Consider the following 19,093-nt stretch of genomic DNA (forward strand, 5'->3'; position numbering starts at 1 on the left):
GGGAGATTAGGAGATTATGGCAAAAAATATGTTTTCGTCCAAGGGGCGCAGAAGAGCTCTGGACGAAGAAGATAATGAGAAAAAAGGCTCATTTTTAGGAAAATTAAATAAACCGCTCTTCTCATCAAAAGGGAAACATAAGGAACACTTATCTATTCAAGGAGTTCAGATCAAGTCAGATCGTCAAGAAGATTTTGACGATGAGGAAAAGTCAACAGCAAAAGGGAGCTTCTTAACCAAGCTCAACAAACCGCTCTTTTCTAAGAATAGTGGCAGTGATGACATGCCTGCTAAGTCTGGAAATCGTTCGCTCTTTGCTAAGAAAGGCAGTGGTGCGGCGAGCCAACCGGTCACTAGAATGCATGCACCTTACACTATGTTTGGTAAGCCAATCAAGGGCAATCTGATGGCCATTGACTTCACTGACGAATCAGTCTATCTGGTTGTTGCTAGACAGAAGCGCAATGAGCTGGAGATTATCAAGATGGCATCTGCCAATCTGCCAGAAGGTGTTGTACTGAATAGTGAGATTATCGACCCGATTACTCTCAAAAACATTATCAGCGACCTGATGGAGCAGCATGCAATCACTGCTAAGTACGCTTTCTTTGCTCTGGGCAATACCAATATCATCGCCCGTTCGGTTGATGTAGCAGCTAGTGTGCAGAATGATGAGGATATTGAGGGCTTGGTATCTTACGAGCTCCAGCAATATCTGGATATTGATCCGACTTCTTATGTTATTCAATTTCAAGAGCAGGAGTCTAATTCAGCCTTTCCGCTTGATGAAGATACTCGCTCACTCATGGTCTATGCTGTGCCAAAAGGCGTGGTAGAGCAATATCTGGGCTTGGCTGAGAATTTGAAGCTGACACCTTATGTCTTTGACCTTCAGTCTAATACCTTTGAAAAATGGCTGGAACGCGTTCAGGCGGTTAACAATCGTGCCAAGAAGCTGACCAAGGAAAATGTCGGCATGGTACATCTGAGCAAGAGCTTCATTGGTGTTTATCTCTACTCAGAAGGCAAGTTTGTGACCAGCAACTATCTCAACCGTGGCTACAAGGACATCCTGAGCTATGCAGACGACGCTAGTCTATTGCAGAAGCTTCCAGCAGTGGCTTCAGATGATCTGGATACGGGTCTCTTGAAGAGGGCCTTGGATGAGTGGGTGGCTGATGCTAAGAACCACATTCTCAATACTGAAAACTTCTTTAGCGGGTCAACTGGTCTCAACATTGACAGCTTCTACGTCTTTGGTGACCAGGACATTTGCTGGCAGTTGGCAGCTATTCTGAAGCAGAGCATGAATCGGGAATTCATCTCAATTGATAATGTAGATTATGAGAATGTACTGTGGGAAGGTTCTGCTGAGTTTAATGCGGAGTTCATTCCGGCTACAGCCATGTTGATTAGGAGAGCAAACTAATGCGGAGAGATTTAAACTACTTTTCAAAATATCATGTGGCACCGGCTAAAACCAGTCCACTAAAACTTGCTGCTATTTCCGCTTTTGCTGGGATTGCAGCGATTATGATTGTGCTGATTGGCTTCTTCCAGTTTAGCGCTATGCACCTCCAAGGCGAGATTGACCAAGCGGAGCAGACGCTCAAGAGTCCAGAAATGGCTCAAGAGCTGAAGGCAGTCTCTGAGACAGAAGACAAGATTGTAACGGTCAAGAATGATCAGGTGCTCTTTGGCAGTCTGGAAGGCGACTTCCGTCGACTGCACCGAGTAAACAAAGCCTTTATGGACTTCCTTAATAAAAATGTGACACGGGACTTGGTCTTTGATCAGATTAAGATTAATAACGACAATGTAGAAATCGTTGGTTCGGCTCAAGAGCAACTTTCCATCGCTAAGTTTGAAGAAGAGCTTCGTAAGTCTGAGAAGTTTAATCACATTTTTGTGGATAACATTACTCGCGAGGAAAAAGAGAATAATTCAAGATATGTGTTTAACATTAAAATTTTGACGAAGGATGTAGATTTCAATGAAGAACAAAAATGAGAAAGAAAAGAAAAAAATCCTGAGTAATTTAAATGAGCGTGACAAGAAGTTGTTGGCCTGTGTCGGAGGAGTAGCGGTACTTGCTGGTGGGGGGTATCTGGTATCAAATTCATATACTCGGATGGCTCAGCTGAATGAAGAACACGCAACAATCATGACAGAGCTGGATGGCAAGAATGCCAAGATTAGTCAAAAGAGATCTCTCGGGAATCAGCTGAAAACTCTGAATGCCAAGACTCTGGATCAAGCTAAAAAATACTATGGTACAACCAATCAAGGGGAGTTCATTTTCTTGATTGACAAATTGGTCAGAGAAAGTGGCATTAAATTCAAGTCAGTCAACTATACTGAAAGCAAAGAGTTGGAACTCCAGCAGGAGGGATTAGCTGCGACCTCATCTAATGGTCAAAACTCCAACTCTTCTGGTACGACTGGCAGCTCAAGTTCCAGTGAAACATCATCTTCATCCAGTACGACCTCTAGCTCGTCTACTACATCATCCTCGTCTTCATCTAGCAGCAGTTCTTCATCAGATGCGAATACCGCAACAACAACCGCGGCTAGTACAGCGACTTCAGGAAACGGTAAGTACAACAATTCCAATATTACTCAGATGACAGCGGACATTGAGTTCGAAGGAACTTATACGCAAGTTTTAAAACTCTTAGAATTGATTGATGGAAATCAACAAAAAATCGTTTCCAGCGAGCTTGAACTAGGTGAAAAGACAAGCCACTCCAATGTTGAGGAGAATAGGAATCCAGAGTTAGCTACCGGTAAAATCAAACTACGTTTCTATCAAGTAAAAGATGTTGAGCGCTATGTGACTCCAGAGAGCAATGTTGATAAGACACCAATTCAGTTTGCTAACTGGGAGTCACCATTTGCGATTCCGACTTGGCAAGCACCTTTCTTGACCTTAGTGTCAGGTAGCAGTACAGATACGGCTGGTAACAACAGCACCTTGGGGGCCGCAACAACTAATACAACTAGCAGTGCGACTGCTAACAGCAATACCAATCTAGCTCCATCTTATCTGGAGCAGCTCAGCAACCTGTCCAGTCAGAACAACGGTCTGTCAGCTTATTACAATTCATCAACAATCTACCGCTTCGAGTCACCACTGAAGCTGATTCAGTCAGGCGGCAGCAATCAGTATGATGTGACGGTTGACAATACGGACTTCCTTGAGGGTTCAGGTTCCAACGTGGTTAAGATTCCAGCAACAAAATCATCTACTATGTATGAAATGGAATTTGCAGCACCGTATGTATCCTTGAACAATAAGCCGGATGCTATCAGCTTCTCCCTGTCTCTGTCTAATCAATGGCAAGGTAAGATTGGCTTGATTGTCAAGAATGCCAGCGGTCAGAAGATTTATCTTCATGTCATTCGTCCTAACAGCTGGACTGGATGGCGCGAAGTTAGCTTCGATCCTGAGAACATTCCAGGATTCAGCTATCCAATGACTATTGTGGGTTACTACTTCGAAACTCCGAGCGGAGAAAGCCCTGAAACAACTATGAAGCTGGATAACCTATCTGTGAACAACTTGGTAGTTAGTTAAAATACTTTGAAAAATACCAAATAAGTCTATGGTTTAAAATTTCAAGAGCATGAGTAAATTTTTCTTAAAAAAATACTAAAAACCAAGTTATTAGACTAGTATTCACGGTGCATTTATAGTAAACTAAAACATAGAGATATTTGAAGTTATAATACAAGCAAACTCAAAATAGACGCCCGAGTCTATTTTGGGTTTTAATGGAGTTTATGGAAAAACAAAATCAAGACTGGTTTTGCATTGAAAAAGTTTAATATCATTTAGAAAGTGGGGGGTGTCGAAAATATTCAAATGGCATATTTTTTACCTTTTGGAGCAGGGCTTATAGCGCTGCATACGATTAGCATTTTATTTGTTTCTAGGATTTCATTAATAAAGCGCCTTTTTCTCGTAGTATGGGTCATGCTATTTGCGATTGGTGCTCCATTCCTCTTTCAACAAGTTCCCGGCATAGCCTTTGTTGGACTCTGTGCTTTGGCCTTGGCAGTCTATATGGTGCTGCTCTTTTCACAGGAGCTAGCTCCTGTCAAGAAGAGAGCAACTGCTTCAGCGCGAAGCAGAAGCCAGAAGCATACCAAGAGCACACGCAAGAAAGCGGAAGCGACGAGCGCAGGCTTGTCATCTGCTAGGGATTTGAACTTATCCAATGCTTCAACCGGTAGGATGAGAAAGGAAAGTAAAGAAAGGGTTCAGGCTGAGGAAAGTCCGGCAAGGCAGAGGGTATCTGCTTCTGGTCGCACCCTAGCAGACCGTTCTATCAAAAAGGATATGACAAGATATGAGAAAGTCAAACCTCTCTACCCTGTTGATAACTTGGCTACAGCTCCTGCCTTTGGAGAATACGAGCCAAACAGTCAGCTAGCGGCAGCTGAGGTCGGCATGGTGGGTATGGAACACAGCTCACAAAAAGCCAATGATGAATTTTTGCAGTCTCTGCTTCATCACCGCAAGGGAGCAACCAAGATTAAGGTGGCCAACTCTCTGATTCAGCCTACTGAAGCAAATGCAGCCGGCAATCAAGGCTATACAGATATTGATGATCCAGCCTTTGAGACAGCTGTTCTGTCTAAGATTAGACCGATGTCCTATACGGAGTCTAGCTATGGCAACTTCAGACCGCAGGCGGTTGAGGTGACAGGTGTTGTTTCTCAAGATGAAGAAGAATTCTTCACTGACCAAGAACAAGCTCAGCAGCCAGTGGCAGAAGAAGTAGGCAACAGCCTTGAAGATGTTTTTGCTGCTACGGGAGATATCAAACCAGTTAGAGCAGAAGAGTCGAGAGCAGCAAACAGCTTAGAATCTCTCTTCTTTGATGAGGAGAAAGCTGAGCCAGAGGCTCAGATGGACTCAGTCTTCAGCCAAGCTAGTGCAAAGCCAGAGTTTTCTGCTTCTGAGGAGTCTATGGTTAGTCGCGATCGCGCTGATATTCAGGGCTATCAAGATATTCTCAGACAGATTCAGCATGATTTGTTGGGATCTGAAGAGGAAGATTTGACTGCTGAAGTAGCACAGACTTGGGAGGAAGAAAGCAGCTTCGAACCTGCTGTAGAAACGTTTGAATTTGAAGAAGCTGCTGAACCAGCGGTTGTTCAATCAGTTTCTGAAGACACTCTTTGGACACAGGCTGAGCCTGTTCAAGAAGCAGTTGCAGATGAGACAGAAGAAGACTTGCTCAAGGGAATTGCTGACATCCTCAAAGCTGAAGAAGCACAAGCCAAAGCAGCTCCAGTCGTTCCGGTTGCAGATGAGACAGAAGAAGATTTGCTTCAGAAAATCACTGACATCCTCAAGGCTGAGGAAGCAGCAGAAGCAAGACAAGCAGCAACTGCGGGAGATAAAGAAGTCTATTTCCAATTCCTTCTACTGGAAAGTCAGGAATTATTGGCTTCTAATGCAGTTCAAGAAGCTGAGAGCTATCTGAAAGAAATTGTCCAAGGCAGCTCAGATCAAAATCTTCGTCAAGAAGCGTTCAACATGCTGGACAAAATCGTGAAAAATTAATACTATATAAACATACAATTGATTGTAATCAATTAGAAGGGTTTTAGGGGAAATTATGAAAAGTTGTAAAACAATCACAGGGACTGTTGTCATTGAGATTGAAAAAGGGATGGGACTGGGTGAAGTCCATGAAGTCTTTGTTGACGAGGGGGTCAATCTGACTTTTGTCATTAAGTCAAAGCAGTCTGAACAGCCTTTTGCCTTGCTGTCTAGCAAGAACATCCAAGGAATTGGTGACTTTGCGGTCATGGTAGAAAACAGCTCAGTCTTTCAAGAGCTGGAAGAGGCAGATCTGAAGGTCTTGAACGACAAGCAGGGTAGCGTCTTTGACGAAATTGTCATCACAATTGATGGAAACAAGGTGGGAACTGTTGTTGACTATCATATTGACGAAAAGAATGAAATTGGTTACTTGGTGGTTAATTCTGAAGATGCCAGCGAGGAAATTCAGATTCCTAAATCACGCATCTTGATGATTGGTAAAGAGTATATCATCCTCAATGATGAAAAAAAGACAGCTCCTCATCTTGAAGCAGATGTAGAGATGGGTCGTCTGGCTGCAGCAGATTTGCTCCATGAGACTGAAGCTGCAAAACCTGCCGAAAAAATTGAGGAAGTAGTTGCTGAAGCACCTGTATTCGAGCCAGTTGTAGATGAAAAAGTAGATGTAAAAGAAGAAGCTGTGACAGATTTGACAGAGGCCTTGGCTGCTGTAGGTCTGGGAGATGCTGCTTCTGACTTGGAGTTTTCTGAAGCAGTCGTAGAGACAGCAGAAGAGCCAGAAGTTCAAGACTTGGTACAAGAAATGACAGCTCCAGCTGAAGAAGAAGTTGAAGAAACAGATGCAGCGCTGAGTCTGGATGCTGCTTTGGAAGAAGTATTGGCAGCCCCTGCTGAGGAAGTAGAAACAACTATCAGCACAGCGCCAGTTGCTGAGGAAGACTCTGCAGCAAAGAAAGCTGTTAACGACTTTATCGATCAGCAAAAACGTCTTCTGGTAGGCAAAACACTGCAAAAAGATCTTGTTAATGCAGATGGAGGAGTTATCCTGAATGCCGGAGATACTGTTTCAGATGACATCATTGATTTTCTTCGCCGTATCGACCGTAAATTCCTTATCCGCTTAGCTGAATGCGTAGTATAAGGTTGGGATGAGATTCATGTCAAGAAGAAAAAGAAAGGTTTCATCAAAATATCAAAAACTACTTCCAGCAGCGACACTTGCTGCCTTTCTGCTGGGTAGTTTATTTTATGTCATTTTTGTCTTTAATCCAACGATTGACCTGAGTATCAATGGCCGTCCCTCTATGAAGGTACGCTCTCGAAGCGAAGCTGAGATTGAAGTTTACAGAGAACTGCCCTATAAGGCTACATTTCAGCTGACTACGGGGCAACACTTCTCTGTAGATATGCGCTTTTTAGGACTGAGCTATTTCACAGAAGAAGAGCTCAAGCGGCTGGATAATATCTCAGCCAAGACAGTTTGGGATAAGTTTACACCGTTTTTCGATACCAAGGAAAACCTCCAGATTTCTATCTATCCTAACCGTCTTTTTTGGCTTAGACCTTTAAACGATGTCTTAGCTGCCCATCCTGATGTTCTCAGTCAGCTTCCAACGACCAATCATCTGGTCATGGACGGCGAGTCTAATGTAAAGGTGGGAGACAAGTCTAATGGCTATAAGATTGACCCTGCTGCTTTTATCCAAGCATCTGAGGAGATTGCCAAGACTGGTAAATTTGATGATGTCAAGGTTGAGAGTACGCCTGTCGAAGCAGAAGATCAGAGTGAGCTTCTGAGCCAATATACGCACTTTATTGAGCGTAAGGAAGTACCACTGCCGACCAACGCTGCCCAAGCTCAAAACATGAAGACAGCCTTTTACAAGTTGCAGAATGTTTACTTGGCTCCTGGTGAGACCAAGTCTATCTCAGAGTTGCTGGGCGCTTTGAATGCAGAGTCTGGCTATCTGCCAGTCAAGGGCAAGGATAATAAAGAAGTTTACGGTCAGGGTGCTGAGCAGATTGTAGATGCCATTCAGCAGCTCGCCTTTTCACGGACCAATGTTATTTCCTATCGAGGACAGTATTTCAACGTCGGAACGCCGGCTGAAGGTTTGACCGAATTGACCATTCAAAACAATACAGAAACAGATATGGTATTTTCATTAAGTTTGGAGGAGGGGCAAGTATCCATCATTCTGGCATCTAAGTGATACTCAATGGAAGTCTAAGTTTGACATTGTCACCTGAGACTTTCAAAGAGCATAAAAAGGGAAAAATTATGATTGCAAGTTTAGTATTTATATTAGGTGTCGTATTTGGGAGCTTTTTCAATGTCGTCATCTACCGTGTGCCACTGGAAAAGAGCATTGCCAAAGGTCGGTCTATGTGCCCGTCCTGCGGCCATGTCTTGACTTCGGTGGAGCTGATTCCGGTTGTGTCGATTATCATGCAGGGCTTTAAATGTAAGCACTGCAAGGAGCCGATTTCACCACGCTATCTCATTGTGGAGCTCCTAACGGGTCTGCTCTGGCTGGCCTCTTATCTGATCTTTCAAGATCAGGGGCCATGGATGGTTGTTTCAGCCTGTCTCTTGGTGTCGCTTTGTCTCATTATCGGTTATATTGATTTTGATACTCAGTACATCTCGGACTCGGTTCTGCTGGTTTTCTGGCTGGGACGCATGGCTGTTACGTTTTTTACCAGTGAGTTCAATTGGGAACTGCTCCTTTCGCTGCTAGTCGGCGCTGGTCTCTACTCTCTCATTTATTTTGGGGCCAAGGCTTATTACAAGAAAGAGGCTTTCGGGATGGGAGACATTCTTTACTTAGCTGCTCTGAGCAGTTGGTTTAACCCCTTGAATACGCTGATTTTGGGATATGGTTCTTTCTTTGTGGCTGGAGCTATTCTCTTAATCGCGACCATCTTTAAGAAATTCAAATTTAAGTTGAAAGAAGAAGTCCCTTTTGGTCCTGCTATGAGTATCATGGCGGTCATCCTATATTTCTGGGGAGGAATCTAGGAAACCAAAAGCGACATAGAAATGGATAGAAAAAATGTTTAGGAAGAAAAAAGTTATCATAGCATTAGCGACAGCTACTGTTCTTTCAGGCAGTGTACTGCCTGTCAGCCACCTAGCGGCAAATGAAAAGGCCAGTCTGGATCCTTCTTTAGTGCAGGTATCAGATCAGTTTCAGGCCAAGAAAACAGGAGCAGTCGTCTTTTCAGAAGATGTAACAGTGCCAAGCACAGTGTCAGCCGATTTCATTGATAGTCGTCTGGCTGGCACGCCGATGGCTGGATTGGGAAAAGCTTTCAAAAAAGCAGAGAAAGATCATGGAGTTAATGCAATTTTTCTCGTAGGGCTGGCTATTCACGAATCGGATTACGGCCGCAGTCAGATTGCTCAGGCCAAGCACAACCTGTTTGGTTTCATGGCTTATGACTCCAGTCCTTTTTCCAGTGCAGGAAATTTCGCAACATTTGACGATGGTATAGATACCGTTGCCCGCTATCTTAGCGAGCACTATCTCAAGCCTGGCGGTCAGTTCTACAATGGTAAGAGCATGGCTGCTATCAATGTAAGATACGCATCTGACAAAACTTGGTCAAGCAAGATTATGATTCGTATTCGAAATTTTTTGAAAAAAGGTTAAGGTGGCTGGGACAATCATGTCTCAGCTTGCTTTATTATAGAAAGAATTTCTTTTGGTGAGGCGACTGACGGGGTTTTTCTTGCTCTCTGGGCTCTAAAAATTCCTAATCATTCTCACGGAACTAGAAACAAAAAAATTGCTTCTGCTACATCTACATCGTCTTTTATGGCGAAAAGGACTTAATTAGGGGATTTATGAAAAGAAAGTTTGACGTAAGCGATGTTTTAAAGGAAGCCTGGGGACTGACTGTTGATTACTTTTTTGTATGGACAGCAGGGCTTGCTATCATTCAACTGCCGTTTTTTATTCTGGGACTGTTAATTCTATTTTTTTCTCCATTGACTTCTACATTTCTTCCAAGTATAATTCTGCTGGGATTTCTATGTTCTTTTGTGATTGCTTATATCCATAAGTTTTCCTTGACCATGGTTCGTAATCCGCAGATGGTGCGAAGAAACTTCTGGAGGGCTGTTGGCTACAGTATTTCTGATGGCTTTCTTGGGCGTTTACTTTCTGTGTCTATTTACGTCTTCATGTTTTTCTTGGCTATGTTACTTCTTTTTGTATACTTCTATAATGTCTTGATGTCAGATGCAAATTTTCAAGAGATTATGGGAACTTGGATGATTTGGGTTGCAAATAACCAAGAGAAGATAGCTAGCATGCTCTTCCTGCTTTTTTTAATAGCACCAATGTTTAACTTGGTATTCCATTTGTTTTACAGTTATTTTATAGTCTCTCACTTCTTCTTGTTGCCCTATATTATTCAGGATACCAACTCCTCTGATAATCTCTTGCGTCCTCTGTCAGCCTTTGGTAGCTTGGGCAAGTCCTTTTCTCGTATGAATGGTCAGAGGGGGCGTTACTTACTGGTAGAGCTTGTCTTAAAGCTTATTCCTGTAGTATTGGGTCTGATAGAAGTTTTGAGTTTACTTTTTAGTGCTGGTGTGTCTAATATTGTGGGAATGATTGTTAGTATGATAAATGGCTTTTTGCTGATTTATGCCTTGGCTGCCCGCTCGGTTATGGCTGACATCCTGATGTCTTATGATCGGGAAATAGTTAATTTTGGGGATTAATATTTATGAAAAAAATTAGAAAGGGTTTTAGGATTTAGGATAATGAACGATGAATGATGTAAAAGTAACAAGGGTTTTCAGAGAAGCTTGGATTTTTGTTACAGAATATTATTTTGTCTGGCTGAAAGGCCTTTTGCTGGTCGGAATCCCGCTTGCAGTGCTGGGCTGGTTTCTTTTTCCGCTGGTTTCGAGTTGGTCTTACCGGTCCATTTTAGTCTTGACCTGTTTGGCTTTTATAATTGCCTTCGGTTTTGCTTACGTCAATAAATTTGCCTTGACAATGATACGAAATCCGCAGATGGTTAAGCTCTATTTTGGCTATGCGGTTTGGTACAGTATCTCAGATGGCTTGCTTACTCGCCTCTTTTATTCCTTCATTGTCAGTGCAGTCCAGGTTCTGATTCTGTACATGGGTTGGTCGGCAATCGGCATCAATCTTGGGGTGGCTAGTCTATTTGCCTTTTATCGGAGAGCAGTAAGTCCAGAGGCCATTGTGATTTTCCAGTTTCTCTTTCCTTTCTTGTTCATGGTTTTTTACCTGCTCTTCACTTATCTGGTTGATTCGCACTTCTTTTTGTTGTCCTATATCATTCAGGATACTAGCTCCAGGGACAATCTGGCCAAGCCGCTTTCTTTTTATGGCTGTTTGAGAAAGTCAGTCTTGTTGATGAAGGAGCGCAGGGGTCGTTATGTTCTGCTCAGCTTTTTTCTAGCTTCTTTTGGTGGACTGATTGGGCTGGGGACTCATCTCCTGATGGATCTGATAAGGCAGTATATTGGTCCCTTGCTGGGGGAACTGGATGATTTACTTGGCCTGATCCAGATGATGCCTGTCCTGGTTTTCAGTAGCTTTTACTGTGTATTTGTTCTGGTTGTTCGGACAGTTTTTGCTGATACTCTGATGGAAAATGATGCAGAAGTGGTGGATTTTGGTGATTAATTTAGGAAGTAGCAAGACCAGATAATACTTGATAGAAACAAGAGGAAGGATATGAAATCAGTAACAAGAATCTTAATAACAGCTTTGGTGCTAACTGGGATAGGCTTTATTCCTCTCCCTTATGAATTAGAGACCGTGAGGCCGGCTTTGAATGCCAAAGACTTTGTCCAAGTTCAAGGAGGAACTGATAAAGGAAAAGGTAAAATCTATGTCATGGCTGTTGGTGTTTCCAAGGCCCGAGTCTTCAGTCTCTTTTTGACTCTGCTGCCTAATTACAGGCTGGAAACAGAGTATGTCTCTGTTCCTGAAAACTATTTCAATAAGGAAAAGGGACGGGAAGAGCGAGAGAACAGCACTATGGGGTCTTCCCATCTCAATGCCTTGCAGGTGGCTTATCAGGCTGCTGGTCGTACTGTTGAGATTAGACATAAAGAGATTTACGTAGGTGGTATCAGCAGCGAGACGCCTCTGTCAAAGGAGCTGCAGAAAGGCGATGTGATTTTAAAGATTGACAATCAGACTTACACTAGCCCATACGACATCGTTGATCAGATGGAACAGCGGACAGTCGGCGATGTGGTATCAATTGAGTACAGCCGTAATGGTGTAATCGGTTTGGCTAGCGGTCCTGTGATTGTGGATGAGACAACTGGTAAGCCTGGTTTGGGAATTGAATTGGGTTCTAAAGCCAGTGTTGCCATGAATCCTCTGACGGAGTTTAAGAGCAACGGTGTAGCAGGTCCTTCTGGTGGACTCATGTTCAGTCTGGAGCTTTACAACCAGCTCGTGTCTGAAGACATTACCAAAGGAAAAACTATTGCTGGTACTGGAACGATTGACCACAAGGGAAATGTTGGCCGGATTGGCGGGATAGAGATGAAGGTCATGGCTGCAGATAAGGCAGGCGCTGAGATTTTCTTTGTTCCTGATGATACTATTGACGCCGATATTGCCCAGTACAATCCCAAGTTGCGCTCTAACTACCATGAGGCACTTCGTGCTTCTATCAAAATCAAGAGTAAAATGAAAATCGTCCCTGTCAAAACCTTCAACGAAGCTTTGAACTATCTCAGAGAGATGGAATAAGGGACTTTGCTATTCTTGAATAATCAAAAGAAACACAAGCCCCTGCTGGTTATTTATCTGGCAAGGGCTTTTATTATAGAATTTTTTCAAATAATTGCCACCTCAGCACATAAATACTTGCTTTCCAAATTGAAGTGTGATATATTTATAACATAAGGAGTGTTAAATATTTCTAACAAAACGAAAGGAGTCTATCATGAAAAAAAGTCAAAAAACGGGTGGCCTCATTGCGATGATTGCCGCAGCTCTCTTTATTGATTTTACTGTTTTATTTAGTTCTAATCTTAGTTGGGGGCCCAAGTTGATTATTGTTGGGATTTCAGTGTTAGGTCAGATTGTAGCTATTTGGGGCTGGCTGCATATGAAACCATGGCCACCTAAGAGTCAGAAAGGTAAGGAAAAGACTATTTTTGACTTGTCTGCTAAGCTGTACACGATGCTTTTGTTTGCAGCAACCATTTTTTATACAGTAGGGATTTGGGTTGCGACCCCAAGTGAAGGATCCAGCGTTAAAGAATGGATTTTGGGAGTTGGCCTCGTTATTGAAGTGATTGTATTTGGTTTTTTCTCTTTGAAAAATGTCAAGGAAACTCCAGACGAACGCTTCTATGCTAATCTAGCTAAGGCAGCTAGCTTGATGTTTGTCTTTATACTAGGCGCACTGATGATCCTAGCAGTTATCATCGGATACATGGGTTCTTTCACTCTTTACATGGGCCAGATTTTTATTAGCATAGCTGCCTTGATTTGCATCTTTGCAATTGTCTATCTTATCTTAGAACGGAGAGGATAACCATGGCCAAAGAAAGCAAGATTATCACTAATCTCAAATCCGTTCGCGAATCCATGGGCATGACCCAGCAGGAGCTAGCCGACCGCATCGGCATGCGGCGCGAGACAATTCTGCACTTGGAAAATAACCGTTACAATCCTTCGCTGGAAATGGCTCTCAAAATTGCTCAAGTTTTTAATCTGAAAGTAGAAGACCTCTTTGAACTCAGACAGAAAGAGGAGGCATAATTCTTTTCGAGATCTGGTATTAAGTGTGTTGATTAATTAGGAATTGAAGCCAAAATAAAAAAACCTTTGAAATCAACATTTCAAAGGTTTTAAATATCATTTATGATTTCTATGCATTAGTATTCCAATAGCCAAAAGGATAGTAATCAAAGCACTTATTGATAAAATTTTAATATTATTAGTAAAAATATCTACAATCTGAAGAACAGAAACCGAACTAACAATGAAAAGCATAATTTCCATAATTCTATTCTTTTGTAACTCATTAAATTGGTTTCGCTCTTTTAATAAATTGAATTCTTCTTGCTTAATTTTTTCTATATATTCATCATGCTTAAAGTAAGAATTCTTTTGTAAATGAGTAAACAAGTCAAAAACAGCTCGATGATTGATTCGATAGATAAAAAGAGAAGATCTTTTATAGTTGTGAATCCACTCATTAAATTTAATTAGCTGTTTATCATTTGAAAGTTGAAATTTTTCGAGTCCATCCATAATAGTCTCATCTAAACACACTAATTGAAAGAACGGAGTAGCAGAAGCTAAAAAGAGACCGGCTTGTTGTAAAAAATTAGATTCAAAATCATTAGAATTGTCATCATTCCAAATGATATAATTTGCTCCTTTGTTTATGTAGTTGATAGAATCTAAATCAAAATAGTTATTTTTCTTTTTAAAATCAGGAAACATTTTGGCTTTCATTGTTGTATAGGAACTGAAAAAGTCTACAGCATAGAATGAAGACCTTAAGTCCTCAAATAATTCTATTATTATTGATCCGTTTTGAAAAATAGTGAGCGTAACAAAGAAAAAATGTAATTCATCTTCTAAACTTAATTCTATCAGAGGCGCAAAAACAAATTTAACAAATGGATTAGATTTAGAACTATATAGACAATTTTGTTTTGCGTTTTCTAGTTTTGTAAAATATAAATCTAAATAGTAATTTGTTTTCTCGTCTACCTTGCTTTTTAAATGTTGTAACTCTTTGGGGATTTTCCATGGTTCGTGTTTTTTTGAAAAAAGTTGGTTATCTTCCGTACCTATTAATTCCATAATTGTAGCAGGATGATTTTTAAATTTCTTAGTTATTATTTCCGTTAATTTATTATTTTCTATTTTGTATAAGTCAGTGCTCAGCATATAAAAACAAGTGATTTTAATTTCTTCAATTTGTTTAGAAATTCCAGGAATTTTTTCAGAGAAATTAATGCTATTTGTCTTCTTCATATTATCTACCTTCAAAAATTTTCTTACGATTATTATATCAAATTCTAGTGTGAATAAATCTTCATCAGTTAAAATTCAGTTATTTTCCTAAAACAAAAAGAAAAAAGCCTTTGAAACGTTGATTTCGTAGGCTTTTCTTTATTTCTCTTATTTCACTTCTGTAAACACAACGTGCTTGCGAAGTTTTGGTGAGTATTTCTTCAATTGAAGACGGTCTGGTGTGTTACGTTTGTTCTTAGAAGTAAGGTACAAGCGTTCACCAGATTCTTTGTGTTCAAGTGTGATATTTACGCGCATGGTAGCTCCCTTCTATTATTCTGCAGCAGAAGCTTTGGCAATCTTACGGCCCTTGTAGTATCCTTTAAGGGATACACGGTGAGAGCGTGAGTAATCACCAGTAGTTTCATCAAAAGTTACAGTTGGAGCTGTCACTTTGTAGTGAGTGCGGCGTTTGTTTTTTTTCGCTTTTGAAGTGCGACGTGCAGGTACTGCCATTGTTTGTTTCTCCTTTTAGTTTATGAATTCGATTCAATTTGATGATTTTCATCAACTTTAACAGTATATCAAAACTTTTTTGTAAAGTAAAGTTACTTGACAGATTTTTTTCTTCTTTTAAAAAAAACCTGAGCTTCTAGTTGTCTTCTTTTTGCTTGATAGGAAAAAGTTTCAAATCCGCCTCAATATTTTCCCAATCTTCTGAAAATTTAAAAATTTTCCTCTGTAAAATACAGCCTAAGTGTGGTATAATAAAGCACAAAGATTACTGCAATGAAAGGGAAAGCTATGACAGATAAGGATATTCGTCACAGAAGTAAGATTTATGACAGTATGGTTAAATCTCCTAACCGTGCCATGCTTCGCGCGACGGGGATGACTGATAAAGATTTTGAAACGCCTATTGTTGGGGTGATTTCTACTTGGGCGGAAAATACACCCTGTAACATCCATTTGCATGACTTGGGCAAGCTAGCCAAGGAAGGTATCAAAGCAGAGGGCGCTTGGCCTGTTCAGTACGGGACTATTACGGTTGCGGACGGGATTGCCATGGGAACGCCAGGCATGCGCTTCTCTCTGACCTCACGCGACATCATCGCAGACTCCATCGAGGCTGCCATGGGCGGGCATAATGTGGATGCCTTTGTAGCTATCGGGGGCTGTGATAAAAATATGCCGGGCTCTATGATTGCTATTGCTAACATGGATATTCCTGCTGTCTTTGCCTACGGCGGAACGATTGCGCCAGGGAATCTGGACGGCAAGGACATTGACTTGGTTTCTGTCTTTGAAGGAATCGGGAAATGGAACCATGGTGACTTGACAGCTGAGGAAGTGCGCCGCATTGAGTGTAATGCCTGTCCTGGCCCTGGTGGCTGTGGCGGTATGTACACGGCCAATACTATGGCGACGGCTATTGAAGTTCTGGGCATGAGTCTGCCAGGCTCCTCTTCTCACCCTGCTGAGTCGAAAGACAAGCAAGAGGATATCGAAGCAGCTGGCCGTGCTGTTGTAAAAATGCTGAAAATGGGGCTGAAGCCGTCTGACATCTTGACACGTGAAGCCTTTGAAGATGCAATCACGGTGACCATGGCTCTGGGTGGTTCTACAAATGCTACCCTGCACTTGCTGGCCATGGCTCATGCAGCCAATGTTGAATTGACGCTTGATGACTTTAATGTCATTCAAGAGAAGGTACCGCATTTGGCTGACTTGAAACCATCTGGTCAGTATGTTTTCCAAGACCTTTATGAGGTTGGTGGGGTGCCGGCTGTGATGAAATATCTCTTGGCAAACGGCTTCCTGCACGGTGATCGCATCACTTGTACAGGTAAGACGGTAGCGGAGAATCTGGCAGAATTTGCTGATCTGACACCAGGTCAAAAGGTCATTATGCCGCTTGAAAATCCAAAACGAGCAGACGGTCCGCTTATCATCTTGCATGGTAATCTGGCTCCAGATGGTGCCGTTGCTAAGGTTTCTGGAGTGAAGGTCCGCCGTCACGTTGGACCAGCTAAGGTCTTTGACTCAGAAGAAGCCGCTATTGATGCGGTACTGGCCGATGAAGTGGTCGATGGCGATGTGGTTGTAGTTCGCTATGTTGGACCAAAGGGTGGCCCTGGTATGCCAGAGATGCTGTCACTTTCGTCTATTATCGTAGGGAAGGGGCAAGGAGACAAGGTGGCTCTTCTAACAGATGGTCGCTTCTCAGGTGGTACTTACGGCCTGGTTGTCGGACACATTGCTCCGGAAGCTCAGGATGGTGGCCCGATTGCCTATCTTCGTACAGGCGATATGGTCACGGTTGACCAAGATACCAAGGAAATTTCCATGGCAGTCTCTGACGAAGAGTTGGCGAAACGCAAGGCAGAAACGACCATCCCACCGCTTTATAGTCGCGGGGTACTTGGTAAATATGCTCACATGGTATCCTCTGCAGCTAAAGGTGCTGTTACAGACTTCTGGAAACCAGAAGAAACCGGTAAAAAATAGCTTATATATGATAAAAGAACCCGCTAGTTTTTCTAGCGGGTTTGATATTTTTAAATGTAGATGAACTAGTCACCTTCTTATCTAGGACTGATCCCCAAGGCAATGCGGCCGAAACGGCTGATGCGGGTGATTTTCCAAGCAGGAGACCAGGTAACCTCGACAGAGGCACTTTCAATCTCGTCGATTTTCTTAAGAGAGTCCATAATGGCGATGGGCAGACTCTCAGCACAGTCGCAGGCTGTATCGGTAAAGGTCATAACAACCTTGCAGTGGCCGTTTTCGTCTAAGTTAATTTCATAAATCAGCCCTAAGTTATAGACATCCAGCTCTACATCCGGATCGTAAATACGCTCGAGCTTCTCCACCAATTTATCCTGAATTGCAGCTGCTCGATCATTGATTTTGATATCGTCTCTCATGGCTATCCCCTTCTATCTGAGTTGAATTGTTTTTATTTTCTCACAATTCAGACTTTTTTTCAAGCTATTTTGGAACATGAAAACGGATTTAGTTCTTCCAAATGAAAAATCCCTTTCAGACTCCTCAAAATGGCGGACTTATGATAGAATATAAGTACTAAAGAAGGCGGAGGTCAGAAGATGAAATTACAAAAACCTAAAGGAACTCAGGATATTCTTCCTCAAGAATCAGCCAAGTGGCAGTATGTAGAAGACTTTGCCCGCAAGACATTTAGAAAATACAATTACGGTGAAATCCGCACGCCAATTTTTGAGCACTATGAGGTCATCAGCCGCTCGGTCGGGGATACGACAGACATTGTGACCAAGGAAATGTATGACTTCTATGACAAGGGCGACCGCCATATCACGCTGCGTCCAGAGGGGACAGCACCCGTGGTGCGTTCTTATGTAGAGAATAAACTTTTTGCTCCTGAAGTGCAAAAGCCTGTCAAAGTCTATTATATGGGCTCTATGTTCCGCTATGAGCGGCCTCAAGCTGGCCGTCTGCGGGAGTTTCACCAGATTGGAGCAGAGTGTTTTGGCTCTAGCAATCCTGCTACAGATGTAGAAATGATTGCCATGGCGGCTCAATTTTTCAAGGATATTGGCATTACCAATGTCAGCTTGGAGCTTAACTCGCTGGGGAATCCTGAGAGCAGAGCTGCTTACCGCCAGGCCTTGATTGATTATCTGACTCCATTAAAGGCTAGCCTATCAGCAGATAGCCAACGTCGCTTGGAGGAGAATCCGCTGCGCGTGCTGGATTCTAAAGAGCCCGAGGACAAGGCGGCTGTAGAAGGTGCTCCGTCTATTCTGGACTATCTGGATGCGGAGAGCAGTACCTACTTTGCGGCTGTTCGTTCTATGCTAGAGACCTTACAGATTCCTTATGTCATCAATACCAACATGGTCCGTGGCCTAGACTACTATAATCACACAATTTTCGAGTTTACGACAGAGGTGGCAGGTAGTCAGCTGACCATTTGTGCTGGTGGCCGTTATGATGGGCTGGTTGCTTACTTTGGCGGACCTGAAACGCCAGGTGTTGGCTTTGGTATGGGCTTAGAACGCCTACTTCTCGTACTTGACAAGCAGGGAGTAGAGCTGCCGATTGAAACTGCTCTGGATGTTTATGTAGCTGTTTTAGGAACTGGTGCCAATGGCAGAGCTTTGGAGTTAGTGCAGGCTCTCCGCGCACAAGGATTTGCGGTAGAAAGGGATTATCTAGACCGCAAGCTCAAGGCTCAGTTCAAATCCGCGGATATCTTTAAAGCCAAAACTCTTATCACCTTGGGTGAAAGCGAAGTGGAGAGCGGTCAGGTGACTGTTAAGAACAACCATAATCGTGAAGAGATTACTGTTAGCCTAGACCAAATCCAAGAAAACTATCAGCTTATTTTTGAGAAATTGGGTTTTTAAAGTCTTGAACCTAACAGTCAGAAACGCTATAGTATCGGACGTTTGAACGAACTTAGTTGACAATGTGTCAATATATTTTCTTAAAAAATATCTTTAAAAGTTTGAAACATAAAGTGATTATTGATATAATGTACCCG

19 protein-coding genes are annotated in these 19,093 nt (G+C 42.3%); 15 read left to right on the plus strand and 4 right to left on the minus strand.

What is annotated here, in order from left to right; genetic code table 11:
* Positions 1-16 precede the first annotated feature (16 nt).
* From pilM to K4I03_RS09590, 13 genes are all read left to right on the plus strand, one after another.
* Positions 17-1,429 carry a pilus assembly protein PilM gene (gene pilM / locus K4I03_RS09530; protein ID WP_002899353.1) on the plus strand — a complete coding sequence of 471 codons (1,413 nt, stop codon included), beginning with the start codon at positions 17-19 and terminating at the stop codon, positions 1,427-1,429.
* Positions 1,429-2,010, plus strand: coding sequence for a PilN domain-containing protein (locus tag K4I03_RS09535; RefSeq protein ID WP_227965026.1), 582 nt, complete (start codon positions 1,429-1,431; stop codon positions 2,008-2,010). Before pilM ends, K4I03_RS09535 begins: the two co-directional genes overlap by 1 nt.
* A complete protein-coding gene (locus K4I03_RS09540) occupies positions 1,994-3,577 on the plus strand; it encodes a hypothetical protein (RefSeq protein WP_227965027.1) in 1,584 nt (527 codons plus the stop codon). Before K4I03_RS09535 ends, K4I03_RS09540 begins: the two co-directional genes overlap by 17 nt.
* Positions 3,578-3,865: 288 nt before the next feature.
* Positions 3,866-5,575 (plus strand): SSA_2305 family type IV pilus system protein, encoded by a 1,710-nt coding sequence (locus K4I03_RS09545; RefSeq protein ID WP_265333631.1) that lies wholly within the window; start codon positions 3,866-3,868, stop codon positions 5,573-5,575.
* Between the two features lie 55 nt (positions 5,576-5,630).
* The gene (locus K4I03_RS09550; protein WP_227965029.1) at positions 5,631-6,719 is read left to right on the plus strand and encodes a PRC-barrel domain-containing protein; all 1,089 of its coding nucleotides are present in this window, start codon (positions 5,631-5,633) and stop codon (positions 6,717-6,719) included.
* Positions 6,720-6,726: 7 nt separating this feature from the next.
* The gene (locus K4I03_RS09555; RefSeq protein WP_227965030.1) at positions 6,727-7,791 is read left to right on the plus strand and encodes a VanW family protein; all 1,065 of its coding nucleotides are present in this window, start codon (positions 6,727-6,729) and stop codon (positions 7,789-7,791) included.
* Positions 7,788-8,600 (plus strand): prepilin peptidase, encoded by an 813-nt coding sequence (locus K4I03_RS09560; RefSeq protein ID WP_227965031.1) that lies wholly within the window; start codon positions 7,788-7,790, stop codon positions 8,598-8,600. The genes K4I03_RS09555 and K4I03_RS09560 overlap by 4 nt, the downstream gene beginning before the upstream one ends.
* 34 nt (positions 8,601-8,634) lie before the next feature.
* A complete protein-coding gene (locus tag K4I03_RS09565; RefSeq protein ID WP_125338610.1) occupies positions 8,635-9,234 on the plus strand; it encodes a glucosaminidase domain-containing protein in 600 nt (199 codons plus the stop codon).
* A gap of 194 nt (positions 9,235-9,428) precedes the next feature.
* The gene (locus tag K4I03_RS09570; RefSeq protein WP_227965033.1) at positions 9,429-10,313 is read left to right on the plus strand and encodes a hypothetical protein; all 885 of its coding nucleotides are present in this window, start codon (positions 9,429-9,431) and stop codon (positions 10,311-10,313) included.
* Positions 10,314-10,362: 49 nt separating this feature from the next.
* Positions 10,363-11,253, plus strand: a complete 891-nt coding sequence (locus K4I03_RS09575; RefSeq protein WP_227965035.1) for a hypothetical protein — start codon at positions 10,363-10,365, stop codon at positions 11,251-11,253.
* A gap of 51 nt (positions 11,254-11,304) precedes the next feature.
* Entirely contained in the window at positions 11,305-12,339 is a 1,035-nt protein-coding gene (locus tag K4I03_RS09580) for a SepM family pheromone-processing serine protease (RefSeq protein WP_227965037.1), read from the plus strand.
* Between the two features lie 196 nt (positions 12,340-12,535).
* Positions 12,536-13,132 (plus strand): DUF3796 domain-containing protein, encoded by a 597-nt coding sequence (locus tag K4I03_RS09585; protein ID WP_227965039.1) that lies wholly within the window; start codon positions 12,536-12,538, stop codon positions 13,130-13,132.
* A gap of 2 nt (positions 13,133-13,134) precedes the next feature.
* Positions 13,135-13,359, plus strand: a complete 225-nt coding sequence (locus K4I03_RS09590; protein WP_002894155.1) for a helix-turn-helix transcriptional regulator — start codon at positions 13,135-13,137, stop codon at positions 13,357-13,359.
* A 96-nt stretch (positions 13,360-13,455) separates the two neighbouring features.
* On the opposite strand, the gene K4I03_RS09595 is transcribed toward K4I03_RS09590, so the two are convergent.
* From K4I03_RS09595 to rpmF, 3 genes are all read right to left on the minus strand, one after another.
* Positions 13,456-14,589, minus strand: a complete 1,134-nt coding sequence (locus K4I03_RS09595) for a hypothetical protein (RefSeq protein WP_227965041.1) — start codon at positions 14,587-14,589, stop codon at positions 13,456-13,458.
* A 147-nt stretch (positions 14,590-14,736) separates the two neighbouring features.
* Positions 14,737-14,886 carry a 50S ribosomal protein L33 gene (rpmG, locus tag K4I03_RS09600; protein WP_001265622.1) on the minus strand — a complete coding sequence of 50 codons (150 nt, stop codon included), beginning with the start codon at positions 14,884-14,886 and terminating at the stop codon, positions 14,737-14,739.
* Positions 14,887-14,901: 15 nt separating this feature from the next.
* Positions 14,902-15,084: a 50S ribosomal protein L32 gene (rpmF, locus tag K4I03_RS09605; RefSeq protein ID WP_227965043.1), complete on the minus strand. Its 183-nt coding sequence runs from the start codon at positions 15,082-15,084 to the stop codon at positions 14,902-14,904.
* Between the two features lie 288 nt (positions 15,085-15,372).
* Between rpmF and ilvD the strand changes: the two genes are divergently transcribed.
* Positions 15,373-17,076, plus strand: a complete 1,704-nt coding sequence (gene ilvD / locus K4I03_RS09610; protein WP_023917059.1) for a dihydroxy-acid dehydratase — start codon at positions 15,373-15,375, stop codon at positions 17,074-17,076.
* A 77-nt stretch (positions 17,077-17,153) separates the two neighbouring features.
* Here the strand turns inward: ilvD and K4I03_RS09615 are convergent, their stop codons facing one another.
* Positions 17,154-17,495, minus strand: a complete 342-nt coding sequence (locus K4I03_RS09615; RefSeq protein ID WP_002899327.1) for a metal-sulfur cluster assembly factor — start codon at positions 17,493-17,495, stop codon at positions 17,154-17,156.
* A 180-nt stretch (positions 17,496-17,675) separates the two neighbouring features.
* Here K4I03_RS09615 and hisS point away from each other — a divergent pair, with 180 nt between their 5' ends.
* Entirely contained in the window at positions 17,676-18,956 is a 1,281-nt protein-coding gene (hisS, locus tag K4I03_RS09620; RefSeq protein WP_227965045.1) for a histidine--tRNA ligase, read from the plus strand.
* Positions 18,957-19,093 lie beyond the last annotated feature (137 nt).

The organism is Streptococcus sanguinis (assembly GCF_020729725.1).
In the GTDB taxonomy this organism is placed as follows: Bacteria; Bacillota; Bacilli; order Lactobacillales; family Streptococcaceae; genus Streptococcus; species Streptococcus sanguinis_V.